The following is a 20,563-nucleotide window of genomic DNA, read 5'->3' on the forward strand; positions in this document are numbered from 1 at the left end:
TGGCTTTTTTTCATTGTGAAATTCATTCTACCCTTAAAGTATTCTTTTCTATATCAGATAAAGCTTTAATCGTAAAATATAACAACGCCTTTCATACTCGGCAATGTATAAGGATTAACTTAAAAAACACTTAAACAATAGTTTACAATGCAATTCGTCCCCAATTAGGGAAATTTTTCACCTGAAAAATGATTGTAAAAATGCTTTTCATAATACTCTCTATACAAGTAAAAACATTTCTTGCTTCGTATAAAATGTTCACAAAACAAACAAAAACAGCAGATCATTTGAGCGTTTTAGACACACCCAAAAGCTGCCATAAACAATTTTTTAATTTCTATCCTAAACATGTTTTATGGCTAAAATTTAACCTTTTTCATTGGACTTAAATCAAGCATTGCATTTTCAGAGGACTGTGAATAATGCAAAAATAAGGCTGTTGACCTATATAAACCCGTATTCAACAGCCCCTTTTTTACTGTATTTAGAAATTATTTGGATTTTCCAATTGTTTCATTTCCACAATTTTACTTGGGTCATGTACTGCTGCAACACCATCATCAGCTTTCGTATCAGATAAATGTTCTGGGTTATAAATAGTAATGGTTTCATTCCCATTTGCATCTTCACCAACAATATATTTAATGCCTTTACGGTTCATTTTATGGCACATACGCTGATACCAACCTTTGAAGCCTTTCGTTTCTTCATTTGGGTTGTAATAAAATGCATTCATTACCGCAGGTAAACCTAAACCACAAACCAGACCGGACATTAATACACTAATAAATGTATAACCGATAAGAATACTGCTATATGGGCTTAAAGTCGGATGGTTAGCAACGGCAAGAATCAGTGCTAAAGAAAGACCACCACGTACCCCACCCCAGCTTAAAATCGCTAGACTTCCATTATAGCTTTTGTGGCGAAAAGATGGAAAAAACGCAAACGACATAAAGTTTGCAGCAAACCGTGAAATATGCAAAATAATAAAAGCAACCATTCCACCTAAAATCATGCTGAAATTCAAATCAAGGATAAATAATTCCAAACCAATTAGGGTAAATAAGAAAGAATTAATAATCCCTTCAACAGTATGCCAAAAATGATTAATTTCACGAACAGCATGTTCATTTAAAATATCTGTCCATTTATTTCCAACCACCAAACCACCAATCACACAGGCAATCGGTGCAGAAGCATGGGCAAAAAGTGCAACAAGGTAAGAACCACATGCCAACAATGCCGTCGTTAAAATCAGTGATTCAGGCTCATGCTTACCACGTAAAATCCGTAAAATCCCCTGACCAAATGCCCAGCCAATCAACACTGCAACAACAATTTCATACAACAGTGTTTCAAGCGTTCCACTCAAATTAAAGTTTTTACCCTGAATAACATTTAACAACGTCATGAATACGGCAATACACATAGCGTCATTAAATAAAGACTCACCTTCAAGCTTGACCATTAAATGATGTGGCGCACGAACCGAGCTTAAAACGCCTTTCACACCAATCGGATCTGTTGCCCCTAAGGCTGAACCTAATAAAAGTAACACAATAATTGGAACAGGATGTCCAACCAAAAATTGAAAGCCGTAAAGCATCCCACCAAATAAAACTGCACACAGCACCAATGAAATACTGGCTAAAATACTAATCGGTTTCCAATGATTCCTTAAATCTGACAATTTAAATTTGAGTGCAGATGAGGTCAAAATAAAACAAATAACCCCATTAATTAAAAAATCATAAAAATCGATGCTACGTACTGCACTTTCAATATTATGTAAATTAATCGTAATAAATTGATTTCCACTTAATAAACTGGCAGCCCACTGTAAAACAAAGACTAAAACAGCAGAAACAATCGGAACGCCAATGGCTTGTGGAAAACCTAAGATTCGTTTATTAAAGGTTGTAGTAATAATAGATAAGGCAAAAACAACCGTGAAAACTTGTAAAATAAAATAATTTCCCATGAACTCCCTTACCAACAAAATAAAAAAGAAAAGTATCTTTGTATATCAAACCACGGACTATGAAATGTCAACAAACACATATATAAAAAAACAAATTTATTAAAATGAGTCGTTTTATATCTATCAGAAAGATCAGGAAAAATACCTGATCTCATTATAATGAACCATTACCGAACGTATTACATTGATTTAAATCACCTGATTCAAAACCACGTTTAAACCAAGTCATACGTTGCTCGCTCGTACCATGTGTGAAACTATCTGGAACAATCTGACCTGTAGCGCGCTTTTGAAGATAATCATCGCCAATTTTTTGTGCAGCATCCATGGCTTCATCAATATCCCCCTCCTCCAAAAAGTGGGTGCGCTCATTGTTTGACTTGGCCCAAATGCCTGCAAAACAGTCAGCCTGTAGTTCTTGACGTACAGATAATCGGTTTCCCTGAGCCTGACTTAATTGGCGACGCTGATTATAGACTTTATCAGAAATTCCCAATAAATTCTGAACATGATGCCCCACTTCATGCGCAATCACATAAGCCAAAGCAAAATCGCCCGCCTGATCATTTCTAGATAACTGAGTGTTGTTCTTGTTACCTGTAATTCCAAGCTCTTTACGCATTTCTACAAAGAAAGCGGTATCTAAATATACCGTTTGGTCAGATGGACAATAAAATGGCCCCATTGCCGCCTGCCCTGTACCACAGGCAGTCGTGGTCGCACCACTATAAAGGACCAGTTTAGGTGCCGTGTACTGCAAATGATGTGCTTTAAAAATTTCAGTCCAAGTATCTTCTGTATCGGCCTGAATTGTTGCGACGAACTGTTTCGCTTCTTGTTGTTCAGGCGTTGGCTGGGTTAAAGCCGCATTAGATGAAGTTGTTTGCTGAGTGACCTGTTTGGTGACCTGATATGCCTGTTGTGGATCGACACCAAAAAATTTCCATGCCACAAAAGCAACGACCAGACCAATCACGCTGATTCCACCCGCTTTTGCTGCACCACCGCCACGGCGATCTTCCAAGTTATCGCTTTCTCTACGTCCTTTCCAAAGCATAGGTCACCTCTAAAATATGGCTGATTCCGAAAAATCTAACTTATTTCTCTTTTTTTAACATTTTCTGAATCAAGGATACAACCGCCAAAACAATGGCACCTGCAACAAAACCAATCAACATGTTCAGTGTTGTTGGCATGACACTTCCAAGAATTTGTCCAATAGTTGGAATCACTTCTGCCTGATCTGCCGTGTGTTCAGAGAAATGATGAACAAAAGGAACAGCGTGATTGATAATACCACCACCAACGAGGAACATTGCAATCGTGCCAACGATAGACAAGGCTTTCATTAGCTTAGGTGCAAAACTTAACAAAATCCGTCCTAACGTCTGTTTCCAGCGCTGTGTCATTTTCGATAAAAACAAGCCAGCATCATCAATTTTGACAATGACTGCGACAAATCCATACACACCGACGGTCATAACAAATGCAATCAAACTCATCACAACCACTTTGCTCATCAGTGGCGCACTTGAAACCGTACCTAGAGTAATCACGACAATTTCGGCAGACAAAATAAAGTCTGTACGTACGGCACCTTTGACCTTATCTTTTTCATAGGCAGTAATATCTGTGATGGCTTGGTCAGCAGCAACTTCTTCGACATTTTGATGTTTTTTATGGGTCAAACTATGCAGTACTTTTTCAACGCCTTCATAGCATAAAAATAAGCCCCCAATAACCAACAGCGGGTTAATCAACCATGATGCAACCACACTAATCAACAATGCTAAAGGCACTAAAATACATTTATTCAGCAACGAACCTTTGGCAACCTGCCACACAACAGGTAGCTCACGGTCTGCTTTAACACCAGTGACCTGTTGTGCATTTAATGCCAAATCATCACCGAGCACACCCGCAGTTTTCTTTGCTGCGGTTTTACTCATTAATGCAACATCGTCTAAAACCGTTGCAATATCATCAAGCAGAAGAAGCAAGCTACTCGCCATAAAAGAATCCAAATTATTTTCTTATTTTTTCATTGTAAAGCTATTTTTAAGGTTGGTATGCATCAACTTTAGCAACTTTATGTTATTTGATAGATTTACTTATCTTATGTTAATAAGAATAGAACTTTTTATTGTGATATACCGTACAATAAGTGCCATTCATTTACATGATCATTGATAAAGTTTCAGGATATCCCATGACAACAGCAGATCAACGCCCAATTATTTTGACTGGAGATCGCCCAACTGGACAATTACATTTGGGTCATTTTGTTGGTTCTTTACGCTCTCGTGTTGGCTTGCAAGATTCGCATCACCAGCACATTTTATTGGCTGATGCACAGGCACTTACAGACAATGCCGATAACTTTGAAAAAGTTCGCCATAACATTTTGCAAGTTGCCCTCGATTATCTTGCCGTTGGAATTGACCCAACAAAAACCACAATTTGCGTACAATCTCATTTGCCCGCATTAAATGAACTTACCATGCTCTATCTCAACTTTGTCACAGTTGCACGACTAGAGCGAAATCCAACCGTCAAAGCTGAAATTCAACTTCGTGGTTTTGAACGCGATATTCCAGCAGGCTTCTTGTGTTATCCAGCAGCACAAGCCGCAGATATTACGGCATTTAAGGCAACGGTTGTTCCTGTGGGTGAAGACCAGATTCCAATGATTGAGCAAACCAACGAGATTGTACGTCGTGTAAATCGCCAAGTTGGTCGTGAGCTATTACCAGAATGCAAAGTACTCCTTTCTAATGTGTCACGTTTACCGGGCTTCGACGGTAAAGCCAAAATGTCAAAATCTTTAGGCAATACCATCGTACTCAATGCATCGGATAAAGACATCAAAAAAGCTGTCAATGCAATGTATACAGATCCAAATCACTTACGCATTGAAGATCCAGGTCAAGTCGAAGGCAACATCGTCTTTACCTATCTTGATGCATTCGACCCAAACAAAGAAGAACTAGAAGAACTTAAAGCACACTATCGTCGTGGTGGTTTGGGCGACGGTACAGTGAAAAAACGTCTAGAAGGCATTTTAAAAGAGCTGATTGCCCCGATTCGTGAACGTCGTAATGAGTTAGAAAAAGATCCAGATTATATTTTGGATATTTTAAAGACGGGAACTGACAAGTGTAAGATCATCACTCAAGCTACTTTAGATGAAATTAAAGATGGTTTAGGCATGTTCCGTTTTTAAGTGTGTTTGCATAAATTATAGACAAAAAGCCCATTATTTGAGAAATAATGGGCTTTTTTTTACATAAGTTTTCATTTTATTACATTAAACTGTAATTATTCTGTGATAAATCCTATTAATTCAGTCTGATTTCCGCTATTATTCTTTTAGACCATTTGGTTTTAATTAACTAAATGTCATTTCTCCATTTTACGAAGCTGTACTAATTCAGTTTTTCGTTGTTCAACGCAGTGGTCACCCCAACCATTGCGTTTTTTTTATGCTTTTTATTCCTATTTTCTATTCAGGCTTATGGACTTTACAAAAATCTGCGCTCTAAATTTTATACCATACAGTAAAAACTAATTAAAAATTTCAGAGGAGGAACGATTCATCCAAACAATTAATCCATCAATTATTCTGAATAAAAAACACCAAAACATAGCGAGAGTTTATGGCTAAAAGTCCTTAAATACAGTAATCGACAATTTGTCATTTCAAACCCTATTTAAGTCATTTTAGCCAATCACGCATTTTATCGATGAAACCCTTTATTTATAAAAAGGAATCACCTCATGCAACCAATTTATTTTTTGCTTTTTAATAAATCAAACATTGTCTGACCAATTTCTGCAGGGCTTCTTGTATAAGCAATCCCCGCTTTCTCAAATGCCTGAAATTTTTCCTCGGCCGTTCCTTTCCCACCTGAAATAATTGCCCCTGCATGCCCCATACGCTTGCCTTTAGGTGCAGTTACTCCGGCAATATAACCAACAACAGGTTTCGTGACTTCTGACTGGATAAATTCGGCAGCTTCTTCTTCCGCTGTCCCTCCAATTTCCCCAATCATAACCACAGCTTCAGTCTCTGGGTCATCTTGGAACAGTTTCAGTGCATCAATCTGATTCATCCCCGGAATCGGATCACCTCCAATTCCAATACATGTTGACTGTCCTAGACCTAATTTTGTGGTCTGCGCTACAGCTTCATAAGTTAAAGTCCCTGAACGGGAGATAATACCGATTTTTCCTGCTTGATGAATATGTCCCGGCATAATGCCAATTTTACATTCGCCTGGCGTAATAATCCCTGGACAGTTTGGCCCGATTAAACGTGCACCACCACCATAAGTTTCCAAGTAGCGTTTTGCTTTTAGCATATCTAAGGTTGGAACACCTTCAGTGATCACGACAACCAGACCAATACCACTATCTAGTGCTTCAATAATCGAATCTAAAACATAAGGTGCAGGCACAAAAATAACCGATGCATCAGCTTTTGTTTCGCGTACTGCATCACGCATAGTATTAAACACAGGCAAATCCAAATGCGTTTGCCCACCTTTACCAGGTGTTACCCCACCTACAATTTTAGTTCCATAATCAAGGGCCTGAACGGAGTGAAAAGTACCATTTTTCCCAGTAAATCCTTGCACCAATACCTTTGTATCTTTATTTACGAGGACACTCATTACTCTGCTCCTTCAACGATATTTTTTTCTTGTTGTTGTACAGCCAAAACCACTTTATCGGCAGCATCTGCCAAACCATTTGCAGAAATCAAATCCAGATCAGACTCATCTAAGATTTTTGCCCCTAATTCTGCATTATTTCCTTCTAAACGAACCACGACAGGGATATTGACTTGTACCTCTTGTATAGCCGCAATAATTGCTTCTGCAATCATGTCACAGCGAACAATCCCTCCAAAAATATTGATCAATACCGCTTCAACTGCACGATCATCTAAAATGATCTTAAATGCTTCTATGACACGCTCTTTTGTCGCACCACCTCCAACATCCAAAAAGTTGGCAGGTTTTCCTCCATACAGTTGAATAATATCCATCGTTGCCATAGCCAAACCCGCGCCATTGACCATACAACCAATATTGCCATCTAAAGCCACATAATTCAGGTCATGTTCAGATGCTTTCAACTCTCGCTCATTTTCTTGTGTTTTATCACGTAAAGCTTCAATTTGAGGAATACGATATAGCGCATTTGAATCGATATTAATTTTGGCATCAACGCACAAAATTTCTCCATTTTCACGAACAGATAATGGATTAATTTCAAATAATGAAAAATCATTTTCGATAAAAGCGCGATATGCGCCTTGTAGTAACTGTGTGAATTGATGAACCTGAGCTTCATCTAAATGCAAGGCATATCCCATTTCCCTTGCCTGAAAAGGTAACAAACCAATCAATGGGTCAATTGCAATTTTAAAAATCTTTTCTGGAGTTTCTTCGGCTACTTTTTCGATTTCAACACCACCTTCGGTTGAAGCCATAAAGACAACCCGACGTGAAGAACGATCAATCACTGCACCTAAATATAGCTCACGAGCGACAGGATAAACATCTTCACACACCAAGATGCTATTCACAGGTTGCCCAAGCGCATCTGTTTGATAAGTCACTAATCGACTACCCAACAATGCTGATGCACACTCAATTGCTTCGTCTTTGGATTTTACAACCTTAACACCACCAGCCTTTCCCCGTCCGCCTGCATGAACTTGGGCTTTTAATACAGCAAATTTTCCTCCTAGTTTTTTATATGCCGCCCCTGCTTCTTCGGGTGTTGTAATTAAAATACCTTCCTGAACAGGTAAACCATATTGCTTCAATAGCGCTTTGGCTTGATATTCATGCAAATTCATTTTTGTACCTTTTGTTCTGTGACACATTATTATTGGGATTAACATCACACCAATGCACCAAAACATTGATGCATCTTTAATGTTGTAGAAGATTTATTATAAAAATTCAATTGGTCGCAACAATTCAACAAACGAATTTTTCATTTATTTATTTTGACTTATATAAAGAAATCATTTCCATAAAAAAAGAGTGGTCAAAACCACTCTTTTTACTCAATAATCCTTAGATTATTTACGTTTACGTTGAATCGCGTGGATAGCACGACCATCTACAGCAAGTGCAGCTTCATGCACAACTTCTGAGAATGTCGGGTGACCAAATGTCATCAATTGAAGATCCTCAACAGAAGAGACAAACTCAAGTGCAATCATGCCCTGATGAACGATATCAGATGCATTAGGGCCAACAATGTGCATACCCAATAAACGGTCTGTTTTTGCATCGGCAACGAATTTTACGAAACCAGCAGACTCACCAGCAGCTAAAGCACGACCATTTACCGCAAATGGGAATTGACCTGCTTTTACTTCATGACCTTTTGCAACTGCTTGTTCTTCAGTTAAACCAACCCAAGCCGCTTCAGGATGTGTATAGATTACACTGATGATTGTGTCATAGTTCACTTGCGCTGCATGACCGTGAATACGCTCAACTGCCATTACGCCTTCTTCCATTGCTTTATGTGCAAGCATTGGACCACGAACCAAGTCACCAATCGCATACACACCTTCTACAGAAGTTGCACAGTGATCATTCACTTCAACTAAACCACGTTCAGTAAGCTTAACGCCTGAATCTTCAGCAAGTAAGCCTTCTGCATACGCTTTACGGCCTACACAAACAATCACTTTATCAAAAGTTGCTGTTTTGTCTTCGCCCGCTTGGTTATATTTTACAGTAACTTCACGACCTTGAATTTCTGTACCCGCAACTTTTGCACCGATACGAATATCCAAACCTTGTTTAGTCAAGATTTTTTGATATTCTTTTGCCAATGCTTTGTCTGCGATTGGAAGGAACGCATCAGTTGCTTCAAAAATCACAACTTCTGAACCCAAACGACGCCATACTGAACCAAGTTCTAAGCCAATAACACCAGCACCAATCACACCTAAGCGTTTTGGTACTTCAGTGAAACTTAAAGCGCCTGTTGAATCAACAATGAGGTCTTCATCGACTGGTGCAACTGGAATATTTACAGGTACAGAACCCGAAGCCAAAATCACATATTTTGGTTCAAGCACTTGAGTTTCGCCTTCAAAAGGTACGAACTCAACTTTTTTACCTGCAAGTAATTTACCAGTACCTTGCAACCACTCAATACCATTACCTTTAAGTAATTGAGCAACACCACCTGTTAATTGATCAACAACTTTATCTTTACGAGCCAATAATTTCGCAAGATCAACAGAAACTTCACCTGTTGTAATACCGTGATCAGCCAACTCGTGCTGAGTAGATTCATAACGATGAGATGAATCCAATAAAGCTTTAGATGGAATACAACCCACGTTTAAGCAAGTACCACCTAAAGAAGGTTTTCCGTTGTGGATACGTTTTTCGATACAAGCAACTTTAAAGCCTAATTGAGCAGCACGAATCGCTGCTTCATAACCACCTGGCCCACCGCCAATCACAACAAGATCAAATTGCTGAGACATATTTATCTCCGTGTACCAAAACAGAGGGTTGCTCTGTCTTGGTTTAATATCCGTAAAAAATTAAAGGTCTAAGATCAGTTTAGCTGGTTCTTCTAACAATTCTTTGATTGTCACCAAGAAACCTACCGCTTCTTTACCATCGATCATACGGTGGTCATAAGAAAGTGCCAAATACATCATCGGTAAGATTTCAACTTGACCATTGACTGCCATAGGACGTTCTTGGATTTTGTGCATCCCCAAGATACCTGTTTGTGGCTGGTTCAAAATTGGTGTAGAAAGCAATGAACCGAAAGTACCACCGTTAGTAATGGTGAATGTACCGCCTGACATTTCTTCAATTGTCAATTTACCTTCGCGTGCTTTACCAGCATATGCAGCAATACCAGATTCTACTTCTGCATAGCTCATACGATCTGTATCACGAAGTACAGGTACAACAAGACCACGATCACTTGATACTGCAACACCAATATCATAGTAACCATGATAAACAATATCATCGCCATCAATTGATGCATTTACAGCAGGATAGCGTTTCAATGCTTCAGTCACTGCTTTTACGAAGAAAGACATAAAGCCTAAACGTGCGCCATGACGTTTTTCAAAGATATCTTTGTACTGTTTACGCATTTCCATAACAGGTTTCATGTTAACTTCGTTGAACGTGGTTAACATTGCTGTTTGTTGTGTAGCAGAAAGCAGACGCTCAGCAACACGTTTACGTAAACGTGTCATTGGTACGCGTTTTTCAATACGCTCACCAACTGCAACACTTAAAGGTGTTACATTTGCAGCTGGTTTAGTTTGATGATTCGCAACATCTTCTTTAGTGATACGACCACCACGACCAGTACCTTGTACCTCTGTCGCATTGATTCCTGTTTCAGTTAACGCTTTGCGTACTGCTGGCGCTTGGTCTGAAACGGGTTGTGAACGCTCAACAACAGGTGCAGCACCTGCTTGTGTATTTGCAGCAGCTTGCTCAACTTTTTCTTCGCTTTGAACGGCTTCAGTTGCAGCAGCACCAGAAACAGCACCTTCTTCAAACTGAGCAATCACTTCGCTAGAAAGTACAGTATCGCCTTCATTTTTAACAATTGCAGTCAAACTACCATCGGCAGGAGCAACCACTTCTAATACAACTTTATCAGTTTCAATATCACAGATCACTTCATCACGTGATACCGCTTCCCCAACTTTTTTATGCCATGTCGCAATTGTTCCGTCTGCTACAGACTCTGGAAATACGGGTGCCTTAATTTCAGTTGCCATTCTTTAGTCTCTCCTGATTATTCAGCGTCAAACGCAAGCGCGTCTTGAATTAACTGAGCTTGTTGTTTTGCATGCAAATATGGTGAACCAACTGCTGGTGCAGCTGCAGCGTCACGTCCTGCATATGTAATACGTGTTGATTTTCCTAAAGTTAACACGCTTTCATATAAACGATGTGCAATGAAATGCCATGCGCCTTGGTTCTGTGGTTCTTCTTGACACCATACAAAATCAACTGCATTTGGATATTGTTTCAATACTTCTGCCAAACGCTGCTCTGGGTACGGATATAATTGTTCAATACGCACAATCGCAACATTATTGAGTTCTAACTCACGGCGTTTTTCGAGTAAGTCATAGTAAACTTTACCACCACACAGCACGACACGAGTCACATCAGACGCTGTTAGCGTATCAATCTCATCAATCACAGTCTGGAATTGACCATGTGCCAATTCGTCCAGATTAGATGTTGCTAACTTGTGACGTAACAATGACTTAGGTGACATAACGATCAATGGTTTACGAATTGGGCGTACAGCCTGACGACGCAAAGCATGGAAAATCTGTGCAGGTGTAGTTGGTGTAATCACTTGCATATTATCTTCAGCACAAAGCTGTAAATAACGCTCTAAACGTGCAGATGAATGCTCAGGACCTTGACCTTCAAAGCCATGTGGTAACAGCATGGTTAAACCACATACACGTTCCCATTTGGTTTCACCTGAAGCGATGAACTGGTCAATTACAACTTGCGCACCATTTGCGAAGTCACCAAATTGAGCTTCCCAAACAATCAAACTATTCGGCAATGTTGTCGCATAACCATATTCAAATGCCAATACAGCTTCTTCAGAAAGCAATGAATCCCAAAGCGCAAAACGTGGCTGGTTTTCTTTGACATGGCATAATGGAATATAAACCGAACCATCAACCTGATTATGTAATTTCGCATGACGATGAGAGAAAGTACCACGACCAACGTCTTCACCACTGATACGTACAAGATAGCCTTCATCTACTAATGTTGCATAAGCTAGAGTTTCAGCCGCACCCCAGTTTAAAGGCGCTTCACCAGTTTGCATTTTCAAACGCTCATCAATGACTTTCGCCACTTGACGTTGCATTTCAAAACCTTCTGGTAACTTATGCATACCACGGCCAAGTTCTTTCAAACGCTCAATGTTGAATGAAGTATCCCAATCGTCGGTGTACTCATGACCCAAATACGGTTTCCAGTCTACAAACATTTTTGTGTTTGGCTCTAGAACCAATGCATTTGCAACATGTTTACCCGCTTCTAAATCAGAACGGTATTCTTCAACCATTTTGTCAGCTTGCGCACGATCTAATACTTTTTCTTGTACCAAGACATCAGCATAAAGCGTACGTGTTGTCGGCTTTTTATTGATGACTTTATACATTACTGGTTGAGTTGCAGATGGTTCATCTGCTTCGTTGTGACCACGACGACGATAACAGAACAAATCAATCACAACATCTTTACGGAAAGTATGACGGAAATCGTGTGCCAATTGAGCAATAAAGACTACAGCTTCAGGATCATCACCATTTACATGGAAAATAGGTGCCTGAACCATTTTTGCGATATCTGTAGAATATTCAGTAGAACGTGCATCACGTGGATCTGATGTTGTAAAACCAACTTGGTTATTTACAACAATGTGAACTGTACCGCCAACGGTATAACCACGGGTTTGTGACATCTGGAAAGTTTCCATATTCACACCTTGACCCGCAAAAGCAGCATCACCATGAACACTTAATGGCAATACATCATCACCACCGATATCTTTACGACGGACTTGACGCGCACGTACTGAACCTTCAATTACAGGCCCAACGATTTCTAAATGAGATGGGTTAAATGCCAATGCCAAGTGAACTTCGCCACCTTGTGTCATCACATTTGAAGAGAAACCTTGATGGTATTTTACATCTCCTGAACCTTTTTTGGTTAATGAGCGACCTTCGAACTCACCAAACAAATCAGATGGGTTTTTACCCATGATATTCACAAGAAGATTTAGACGACCACGGTGTGGCATACCAATCACAACTTCTTTACAACCAACCGTGCCTGCGCGTTGAATAATTTCATCTACCATTGGAATGAAAGATTCACCACCTTCCAAACCAAAACGCTTCGCACCAACGTATTTATTACCCAGATATTTTTCTAAGCCTTCAGCAGCAGTCAAACGCTCTAAAAAGTGTTTTTTCTGATCTGCACCAAAGTTAAACTGACCACGAACACTTTCTAAACGCTGTTGAATCCAACGTCTTTCTACTGTATCCACAATGTGCATATATTCTGCACCAATCGTTTCACAGTAAACTGATTCAAGTGTGTTCACGATCTCGCCAAGCGTGGCTTCTTCTTTACCAATAGCAAGATTACCTGTATTAAATACAGTATCTAGATCCGATTTAGTTAAGCCATGCGCACCCAATTCTAAATCAGGCACCTCTTCACGCTTTGCTAAACCAAGAGGATCAAGTTTCGCCTTTTGATGACCACGGTTACGATAAGCTGCGATTAGCTGTAAAACACCAATCTGACGCTTTTCATGTTCTGTGCTAACCGTACTTTGAACTACTGGTTGTATACGGTTTGAATTACGACCAAGTAATAAAAATTGTTCACGCACAGTTCCGTGTGGTTGGTCGCCTTTAGGGAATTTATCAAAATATTGACGCCAGTCTTCACTGACAGATGATGGAGAAGTTAAGTATTGCTCGTATAACTCTTCAATATACGCTGCACTATCACCAGAAAGTTCAGTATCAAGACGCAATGCGTCAGCAACTTCTTGCATTTGTGGACCCATTTCCTATTGCAAAAACATTACAGATTGCTTTGTAAAGCAATCCATGATCAATAATGTCAGATTGCTAAACATGACATTATGCCTAATGACTTTCATCATCAGGGTCGTTAATTTGTCCATGCAGGCATATTTCTCCTGATGAACTCAATGAATTATCACGCCCATACCTGGCATCATCACTCATCTTTATACCCGACAACTGCCGAGCAATTTTTTGCAAATCGTCTTAGAAAAGATAAATTGTGTTTTTAGCTTTTCTAAGGCGGTTTTTTAAATTTTATGAAACGCTGCCATTTTCTCATATTTTGAAAATTAAGTGTTATTTTAATACGCTTTTTTTTCAATATAGTGACTTACTAAATGCTACCATGTTCTCCATTCAGAATAAATTTTTTTATCCTATAGTTCCCATCACAAATAAAAATATAAGCATTCCTAGCAACCTGTATATGGTGATTGATCTCATAAAAACTTGCAATTAAAACCATTACATCATTAACAGAGTAACTACATATAAAAAAACGCACATCCGAAGATGTGCGTTTTAAAATTACAATAGGATTAACCTGCTTGGTCTAACAACATGCTACGGATATGACCAATAGCCTTTGTTGGGTTTAACCCTTTAGGACAAACAGATACACAGTTCATAATCCCTTTACAACGGAATAAGCTAAATGGATCATCAAGACGAGCCAAACGCTCTTGTGTTGCTGTATCACGCGAATCAATAATGAAACGGTATGCATTTAACAATGCTGATGGTCCTAAGAATTTATCAGGGTTCCACCAGAATGATGGGCATGAAGTTGAACAGCATGCACATAAAATACACTCATACAAACCATTTAAATGTTCACGTTCTTCAGGTGACTGCAAGCGCTCTTTTGCTGGTGCAGGCTGATTGTTGATCAAGAATGGATGAATTTTGTCATACTGATCGTAGAATTGGTTCATATCAACAACCAAATCTTTAATCACAGGCAACCCTGGCAATGGACGAATCACAATTTTTTCTGGTAAATCATTTAGGTTTTGCAAACAAGCCAAACCATTTTTACCATTGATATTCACACCATCCGATCCACAAATACCTTCACGGCAAGAACGACGGAATGTCAAAGTTTCATCTTGAACTTTCAACGCAAGTAAGGCATCAAGCAACATACGGTGCTTGTCTGTTAACTCAAGTTTAAAAGTTTGCATGTACGGTGCTTTATCCTTATCAGGATCATAGCGGTAGATTTCGAATGTACGAGTACCTCTACTCATCTTTATACTCCCGATTAGAATGTGCGTGGTTTAGGTTCAATAGGATCAACAGTTAACGGTTTGTAGCGTACAGGTTTGTACTCTAAATGGTTATCTGTAGAATACCATAATGTATGTTTCATCCACTCATCATCACGACGGCCATATGGATAGTCAGCATGATCTGGCGGTAACTCATAATCAACAACCGTATGTGCACCACGACATTCTTTACGTGCAGCCGCAGAAATCAAGGTCGCTTTAGCAACTTCATATAAGTTTTCAACTTCTAACGCTTCAACACGGGCAGTATTAAACACTTTAGATTTGTCTTTTAAATGAATGTTGCGAACACGAGGCTCTAAAGCAAGAATCTGTTTCACACCTTCATCAAGCAATGCCTGTGTACGGAATACACCAGCATGATCCTGAACGATATCACGAATTGTATCTGCAACTTCCTGAGCGTTCTCACCACCTGTTGTTTCATCCAAGTGACGGATACGTTGCAATGTTTTGTCTAAAACATCGTTTGGTAGTGGCGCATAATCATCACCATGATGTTTGGTTACATAGTCAATGATATGTTCGCCAGCAGCTTTACCAAATACAACCAAGTCAAGTAATGAGTTTGTTCCTAAACGGTTCGCACCATGTACAGACACACAAGAACACTCACCGATTGCATAAAAACCTTTTACAGGTTTAGTGTAATCACGGCTGCCTTTGTAAGAATACTCTTTAGTATCCTTGTTGTAATAGGTAGAAAACTCACCTTCTTCCGTACCAAATGGCACAACAACCTGACCATGAATATTGGTTGGAATACCACCCATTTGATAATGGATTGTTGGGACAACTGGAATTGGCTCTTTGGTGATATCTACGTTCGCGAATTTTTTACCAATCTCAAATACAGAAGGCAAACGCTTCATAATTGTGTCTGCACCCAAGTGAGTCATATCTAGCAAGATATAGTCACCCTTAGGACCACAACCACGACCTTCTTTAATTTCTTGGTCCATTGAACGCGAAACGAAGTCACGTGGAGCCAAATCTTTTAAAGTCGGAGCATAACGCTCCATGAATGGTTCGCCATCTTTGTTACGAAGAATTGCGCCTTCACCACGACAACCTTCTGTTAACAATACACCTGCGCCTGCAACACCTGTTGGGTGGAATTGCCAGAATTCCATATCTTGTAACGGAATACCTGCACGAGCAGCCATCCCAAGACCATCACCAGTATTGATATACGCATTGGTAGATGCACGGTAAACACGACCAGCACCACCTGTAGCAAACAATGTCGCTTTTGCTTGGAATACTGCAATGTTCCCTGTTTCTTGGTCATATGCAGTTACACCAAGTACATCACCTTCTTCGTTACGGATTAAATCAAGAGCAATCCATTCAACAAAGAATTGTGTACCCATTTTCACGTTGCTTTGATACAAGGTATGCAATAACGCATGTCCTGTACGGTCAGCCGCTGCACATGCGCGAGGTACTGCTTTTTCACCATAGTTTGCAGAGTGACCACCAAATGGACGTTGATAAATCGTACCATCCTTGTTACGGTCAAATGGCATCCCCATGTGTTCAAGCTCATAAACAACTTTTGGTGCTTCGCGAGTCATGAACTCACAAGCATCCTGATCGCTCAGCCAGTCACCACCCTTAACAGTGTCATAAAAATGGTAATGCCAATTATCTTCCTGCATGTTACCAAGAGACGCACCAATACCACCTTGTGCGGCAACTGTATGAGAGCGTGTAGGAAACACTTTAGTCAAAACTGCAACTTTCAAACCAGCCTGAGCCAGTTGATATGCAGCACGCATACCTGAACCACCCCCACCAACGATAACTGTATCGAAAGTAAGGTTTGGAATATTTGAATAATCTTCTTTAGGGGTTATAGCGCCCATGATCTTTTCCTATCAATTCGCCCAGAAAATCTGGCATGTCCAGATTGCATACACAAACACAGCAACAATGACTGCACTCGTTAACACAAGGCGCAAACCTTTAGCCGATGGACCCATATGACGAGTAGTTACATAGTCTGTAAATACTTGCCACATTCCAATCCATGCGTGTGCTACCAATGACAAAACAGCCAACAAAGAGAAAACCTTCATTGGCAAGGTTTTCATAAACCCAGTCCATTGATCAAAGCTAAAACCGCTATGGCAAAGAATCCAACCGAATATTACAACCGTATAAGCAGCCAGAATAACGGCACTTAGACGTTGAATATACCAATCACGAGAACCTGAACCCGTTAAACCTGTAGCACTATTCATTAGATTACAATCCATATAAATGCTGCGATAATTGCTATCACAGACAAGACCAATGAAATTGTAGCTGCAACCCGACCACTTTGTAGTTCTTCATTAAAACCAAGGTCAGCAAGCAGATGTTTAACACCACCAATAAAGTGATAGATTAAACCTGCTACAAAAACCCAAACAATGAATCGTACTAAGAAATTCCCAAATATTTGTTCTTTTACATAAGTAAAGCCTTCTGGCGAAGACAATGACTTATCTAATATCCATAATAGTACTGGAACCAACAAAAATACGATGACACCTGATAAACGGTGTAAAATTGATGCAATAGCCACGGGCGAGCGTAAGTTTACCGCTAATACCTGACCCATGGACAAATTGACAGGTCTGTTGCTTTTCACAGCGGGCATCCTGTAAGTAAAAACTCCAGCTGGAGTTTGTAGATTAATTCGAAGGAAAGCTGGCATCTTTAGGCAAACGACTGCCTAAACTTCTAAACGACAATGAATTATAAAACGCAAAATGTCAAAATTCAAACAACTAAAATCAACACCACTCCAATAAACCCATATAAATAATAATCATTATCAAATAAATACCTATCATTTATAGGATATGAAGGATTGCACCCCACTATTTTGCTCACCTCACATATAAATTCTAAAAATCAAAATGCAAAAAAGTCTCATGGTTTTTGCTGAATGTTATTAGACTAAAGCAGAATACATTCTGGCGAATCCCTCTTTCATTTTTTTCGTATATTCATAGCAAAAGCTAAGATATTCGGACTTAGCCGATTAAAACCTGCTGATATTTCAAACATATTTTCAACATCAACCACATACGACACCGTACATTTTTAAAGCTTTCCAGAACCCTAAATATAAATTATCAGTTTTAATTTATTTGTGATTTCCAGCAACGATGAAAAACCCACGGCGGTAAAAAATCCCCCTGTTTTTGAAATTTCTGTTGTTTTTTATCATTGCTTTTAAAAAAATAAATGATTTTTCCAATTAAAATGAAAGAAAAAATCAATTAAACATCAATCAAATAGTCTAAATAATGAGTTTTTAACAATAAAAGTTTTACTAAATATTTCGATTGTTAAAGCCATAAATATAAAGGTTTTCATAGGGAAAAAGATTATTTTACGAACAGCTATTTATCGTTTTTTTCTATTTTTACACAAATATTTCAGAAGAGTTTCATGTTTTTTTTCCGTGGCTTGCTGTAAATTGGTTACGAAGCAAGATCCTCTACACTCAATTTTGTATGGATACAGGCACGGAAGCAGTCATCACTCATGAAGCTAAACGAGTTCATCCATAAGTATGATTGACAATTTTTGAGTAAAGAATAAGCTTGGTTCAATTTTATCCCGCTGATGACGTTCACGAAAAGACTATTAATTACGCATCAGTATCACATTCACCAGGACAGGAGATCTATTGAATGTCTGAAGCAACTGGCAAGAAAGCCGTTTTAAAACTTGATGGAAAAGAAATTGAATTACCAATTTACAGCGGTACTTTAGGTCCCGATGTCATCGATGTTAAGGATGTTTTAGCTGCAGGTCACTTCACTTTTGATCCAGGGTTTATGGCGACAGCTTCTTGTGAATCAAAAATTACTTTTATTGATGGAAATAAAGGTATTTTATTACACAGAGGCTATCCAATCGATCAACTAGCAACTAAAGCAGATTACTTAGAAACTTGCTATTTGCTACTTAACGGTGAACTTCCAACGCCTGAACAAAAAGCTGAATTTGATACAAAAGTTCGCAACCACACCATGGTACACGACCAAGTCAGCCGTTTCTTCAATGGTTTCCGTCGTGACGCACATCCAATGGCAATTATGGTTGGTGTTGTTGGTGCTTTGTCTGCGTTCTATCACAATGGTTTAGATCTTGAAGATGTTAATCACCGTGAAATTACAGCAATTCGCCTAATTGCAAAAATTCCAACATTGGCAGCTTGGAGCTACAAATACACTGTAGGTCAACCGTTCATTTACCCACGTAATGACTTGAACTATGCAGAAAACTTCCTGCATATGATGTTTGCAACACCTGCTGACCGTGATTACAAAGTAAATCCAGTTCTTGCAAAAGCAATGGATCGTATTTTTACGCTTCATGCTGATCATGAACAAAATGCGTCTACTTCTACTGTTCGTCTTGCTGGTTCTACTGGCGCTAACCCTTATGCATGTATTGCTGCGGGTATTGCTGCACTTTGGGGGCCTGCTCACGGTGGTGCGAACGAAGCTGTACTTAAGATGCTAGATGAAATTGGTAGCGTAGAACACGTTCCTGAATTCATGGAAAAAGTAAAACGCAAAGAAGTGAAGCTTATGGGCTTCGGTCACCGTGTGTATAAAAACTTTGACCCACGTGCCAAAGTAATGAAACAAACATGTGACGAAGTACTTGCTGCTCTAGGCATTAATGATCCACAACTTGCACTTGCAATGGAGCTTGAGCGTATTGCGCTTTCTGACCCATACTTCGTAGAACGCAATCTATATCCTAACGTAGACTTCTATTCTGGAATCATCTTAAAAGCAATTGGTATTCCAACAGAAATGTTTACTGTGATTTTTGCGCTTGCACGTACTGTTGGCTGGATTAGCCACTGGTTAGAAATGCACAGTGCTGCATATAAAATTGGCCGTCCACGCCAACTTTATACAGGTGCAACTCAGCGCGATATTCAACGCTAGTTTCCTCTGGAAAGCTGAAAAAACGACAAAAAAGGCCGCTAACGCGGTCTTTTTTAATGCTATGATTTAAGTCATGACGATCTTTCAAAATTCCATTTTTCTTTCCATCCGTAGTCTTTTTTACTACTGGTGCTTTTATTTTTTTAATATTTATACCTTTCAATATCGCTATTTAACGGACAATGAAGTTCAACTGGCTTATAAGGTGTTTGGAAATCAACTTAATTATTCCACCATTCAAGTTTTGAATACTCCCTATTTGCCTTGGCAACCTGTTGGTTTATTTATGGCACCTGTTGGAAAGATTTTTGTAAACCCAGAAAATTATAAAGAAGATTACAGCTTAGAAAGTTTGGCTTATCAATGCACTTTTATTCATGAGTTGGCCCATATTTATCAGTATCAACAACATATTAATGTGCTGTTCAAAGGTGCCCTGCTTCAAATTGCTTATTACCTAAGCTTTCAAAATTACAATCCCTATCATTACAATTTTATCCCTCAAAAATCATTTTGGGACTATAACATTGAGCAACAAGGCGATATTGCCCGAGATATCTTTCTAGATAAAATTCCCAATATTATTTTACACTCGCAAAATCAATAACGGTTTGATTGGTCACGACCATGTAATCTAAAA

15 protein-coding genes are annotated in these 20,563 nt (G+C 39.2%); 3 read left to right on the forward strand and 12 right to left on the reverse strand.

The window, feature by feature from the left end; genetic code table 11:
- Positions 1–484: 484 nt before the first annotated feature.
- From ABDV70_RS02930 to ABDV70_RS02940, 3 genes are all read right to left on the reverse strand, one after another.
- The gene (locus tag ABDV70_RS02930; RefSeq protein WP_343595267.1) at positions 485–1,984 is read right to left on the reverse strand and encodes a sodium:proton antiporter; all 1,500 of its coding nucleotides are present in this window, start codon (positions 1,982–1,984) and stop codon (positions 485–487) included.
- Positions 1,985–2,138: 154 nt separating this feature from the next.
- Positions 2,139–3,041: a neutral zinc metallopeptidase gene (locus ABDV70_RS02935; protein WP_343595269.1), complete on the reverse strand. Its 903-nt coding sequence runs from the start codon at positions 3,039–3,041 to the stop codon at positions 2,139–2,141.
- A 40-nt stretch (positions 3,042–3,081) separates the two neighbouring features.
- On the reverse strand, positions 3,082–3,996 hold the full coding sequence (locus ABDV70_RS02940; RefSeq protein WP_343595271.1) for a DUF808 domain-containing protein: 915 nt from the start codon (positions 3,994–3,996) through the stop codon (positions 3,082–3,084).
- Positions 3,997–4,193: 197 nt separating this feature from the next.
- Between ABDV70_RS02940 and trpS the strand changes: the two genes are divergently transcribed.
- Positions 4,194–5,207, forward strand: coding sequence for a tryptophan--tRNA ligase (gene trpS / locus ABDV70_RS02945; protein ID WP_343595273.1), 1,014 nt, complete (start codon positions 4,194–4,196; stop codon positions 5,205–5,207).
- Positions 5,208–5,772: 565 nt separating this feature from the next.
- On the opposite strand, the gene sucD is transcribed toward trpS, so the two are convergent.
- From sucD to sdhC, 9 genes are all read right to left on the reverse strand, one after another.
- A complete protein-coding gene (sucD, locus tag ABDV70_RS02950) occupies positions 5,773–6,657 on the reverse strand; it encodes a succinate--CoA ligase subunit alpha (protein WP_343595275.1) in 885 nt (294 codons plus the stop codon).
- Positions 6,657–7,853, reverse strand: coding sequence for an ADP-forming succinate--CoA ligase subunit beta (gene sucC, locus ABDV70_RS02955; protein ID WP_343595277.1), 1,197 nt, complete (start codon positions 7,851–7,853; stop codon positions 6,657–6,659). The genes sucD and sucC overlap by 1 nt, the downstream gene beginning before the upstream one ends.
- A 228-nt stretch (positions 7,854–8,081) precedes the next feature.
- Complete coding sequence (gene lpdA / locus ABDV70_RS02960) at positions 8,082–9,515, reverse strand: dihydrolipoyl dehydrogenase (RefSeq protein ID WP_343595278.1); 1,434 nt, start codon at positions 9,513–9,515, stop codon at positions 8,082–8,084.
- Between the two features lie 60 nt (positions 9,516–9,575).
- Positions 9,576–10,790, reverse strand: a complete 1,215-nt coding sequence (odhB, locus tag ABDV70_RS02965) for a 2-oxoglutarate dehydrogenase complex dihydrolipoyllysine-residue succinyltransferase (RefSeq protein WP_343595280.1) — start codon at positions 10,788–10,790, stop codon at positions 9,576–9,578.
- A gap of 17 nt (positions 10,791–10,807) precedes the next feature.
- Positions 10,808–13,630, reverse strand: a complete 2,823-nt coding sequence (locus tag ABDV70_RS02970) for a 2-oxoglutarate dehydrogenase E1 component (protein ID WP_343595281.1) — start codon at positions 13,628–13,630, stop codon at positions 10,808–10,810.
- Positions 13,631–14,203: 573 nt separating this feature from the next.
- On the reverse strand, positions 14,204–14,914 hold the full coding sequence (locus ABDV70_RS02975) for a succinate dehydrogenase iron-sulfur subunit (RefSeq protein ID WP_343595283.1): 711 nt from the start codon (positions 14,912–14,914) through the stop codon (positions 14,204–14,206).
- Between the two features lie 14 nt (positions 14,915–14,928).
- The gene (sdhA, locus tag ABDV70_RS02980) at positions 14,929–16,824 is read right to left on the reverse strand and encodes a succinate dehydrogenase flavoprotein subunit (protein ID WP_343595285.1); all 1,896 of its coding nucleotides are present in this window, start codon (positions 16,822–16,824) and stop codon (positions 14,929–14,931) included.
- A gap of 12 nt (positions 16,825–16,836) precedes the next feature.
- The gene (gene sdhD, locus ABDV70_RS02985) at positions 16,837–17,202 is read right to left on the reverse strand and encodes a succinate dehydrogenase, hydrophobic membrane anchor protein (RefSeq protein WP_343595287.1); all 366 of its coding nucleotides are present in this window, start codon (positions 17,200–17,202) and stop codon (positions 16,837–16,839) included.
- Positions 17,202–17,603: a succinate dehydrogenase, cytochrome b556 subunit gene (sdhC, locus tag ABDV70_RS02990; protein ID WP_343595289.1), complete on the reverse strand. Its 402-nt coding sequence runs from the start codon at positions 17,601–17,603 to the stop codon at positions 17,202–17,204. The genes sdhD and sdhC overlap by 1 nt, the downstream gene beginning before the upstream one ends.
- Before the next feature lie 1,045 nt (positions 17,604–18,648).
- Between sdhC and gltA the strand changes: the two genes are divergently transcribed.
- Positions 18,649–19,923: a citrate synthase gene (gene gltA, locus ABDV70_RS02995; RefSeq protein ID WP_343595291.1), complete on the forward strand. Its 1,275-nt coding sequence runs from the start codon at positions 18,649–18,651 to the stop codon at positions 19,921–19,923.
- Positions 19,924–19,996: 73 nt separating this feature from the next.
- A complete protein-coding gene (locus ABDV70_RS03000; RefSeq protein WP_343595293.1) occupies positions 19,997–20,530 on the forward strand; it encodes a hypothetical protein in 534 nt (177 codons plus the stop codon).
- The last annotated feature ends 33 nt before the right edge of the window (positions 20,531–20,563 follow it).

The sequence above is a fragment of the Acinetobacter sp. genome, from assembly GCF_039596015.1.
Lineage (GTDB): Bacteria > Pseudomonadota > Gammaproteobacteria > Pseudomonadales > Moraxellaceae > Acinetobacter.

Excerpts from the sequence above, each read along its gene's own strand:
- sucD (WP_343595275.1), bottom strand. The coding sequence starts at position 6,657 with ATGAGTGTCCTCGTAAATAAAGATACAAAGGTATTGGTGCAAGGATTT.
- ABDV70_RS02970 (WP_343595281.1), bottom strand. The coding sequence starts at position 13,630 with ATGCAAGAAGTTGCTGACGCATTGCGTCTTGATACTGAACTTTCTGGT.
- ABDV70_RS02930 (WP_343595267.1), bottom strand. The coding sequence starts at position 1,984 with ATGGGAAATTATTTTATTTTACAAGTTTTCACGGTTGTTTTTGCCTTA.
- lpdA (WP_343595278.1), bottom strand. The coding sequence starts at position 9,515 with ATGTCTCAGCAATTTGATCTTGTTGTGATTGGCGGTGGGCCAGGTGGT.
- sdhD (WP_343595287.1), bottom strand. The coding sequence starts at position 17,202 with ATGAATAGTGCTACAGGTTTAACGGGTTCAGGTTCTCGTGATTGGTAT.
- ABDV70_RS03000 (WP_343595293.1), top strand. The coding sequence starts at position 19,997 with ATGACGATCTTTCAAAATTCCATTTTTCTTTCCATCCGTAGTCTTTTT.
- trpS (WP_343595273.1), top strand. The coding sequence starts at position 4,194 with ATGACAACAGCAGATCAACGCCCAATTATTTTGACTGGAGATCGCCCA.
- sucC (WP_343595277.1), bottom strand. The coding sequence starts at position 7,853 with ATGAATTTGCATGAATATCAAGCCAAAGCGCTATTGAAGCAATATGGT.
- ABDV70_RS02935 (WP_343595269.1), bottom strand. The coding sequence starts at position 3,041 with ATGCTTTGGAAAGGACGTAGAGAAAGCGATAACTTGGAAGATCGCCGT.
- odhB (WP_343595280.1), bottom strand. The coding sequence starts at position 10,790 with ATGGCAACTGAAATTAAGGCACCCGTATTTCCAGAGTCTGTAGCAGAC.
- ABDV70_RS02940 (WP_343595271.1), bottom strand. The coding sequence starts at position 3,996 with ATGGCGAGTAGCTTGCTTCTTCTGCTTGATGATATTGCAACGGTTTTA.
- ABDV70_RS02975 (WP_343595283.1), bottom strand. The coding sequence starts at position 14,914 with ATGAGTAGAGGTACTCGTACATTCGAAATCTACCGCTATGATCCTGAT.
- sdhC (WP_343595289.1), bottom strand. The coding sequence starts at position 17,603 with ATGCCCGCTGTGAAAAGCAACAGACCTGTCAATTTGTCCATGGGTCAG.
- sdhA (WP_343595285.1), bottom strand. The coding sequence starts at position 16,824 with ATGGGCGCTATAACCCCTAAAGAAGATTATTCAAATATTCCAAACCTT.
- gltA (WP_343595291.1), top strand. The coding sequence starts at position 18,649 with ATGTCTGAAGCAACTGGCAAGAAAGCCGTTTTAAAACTTGATGGAAAA.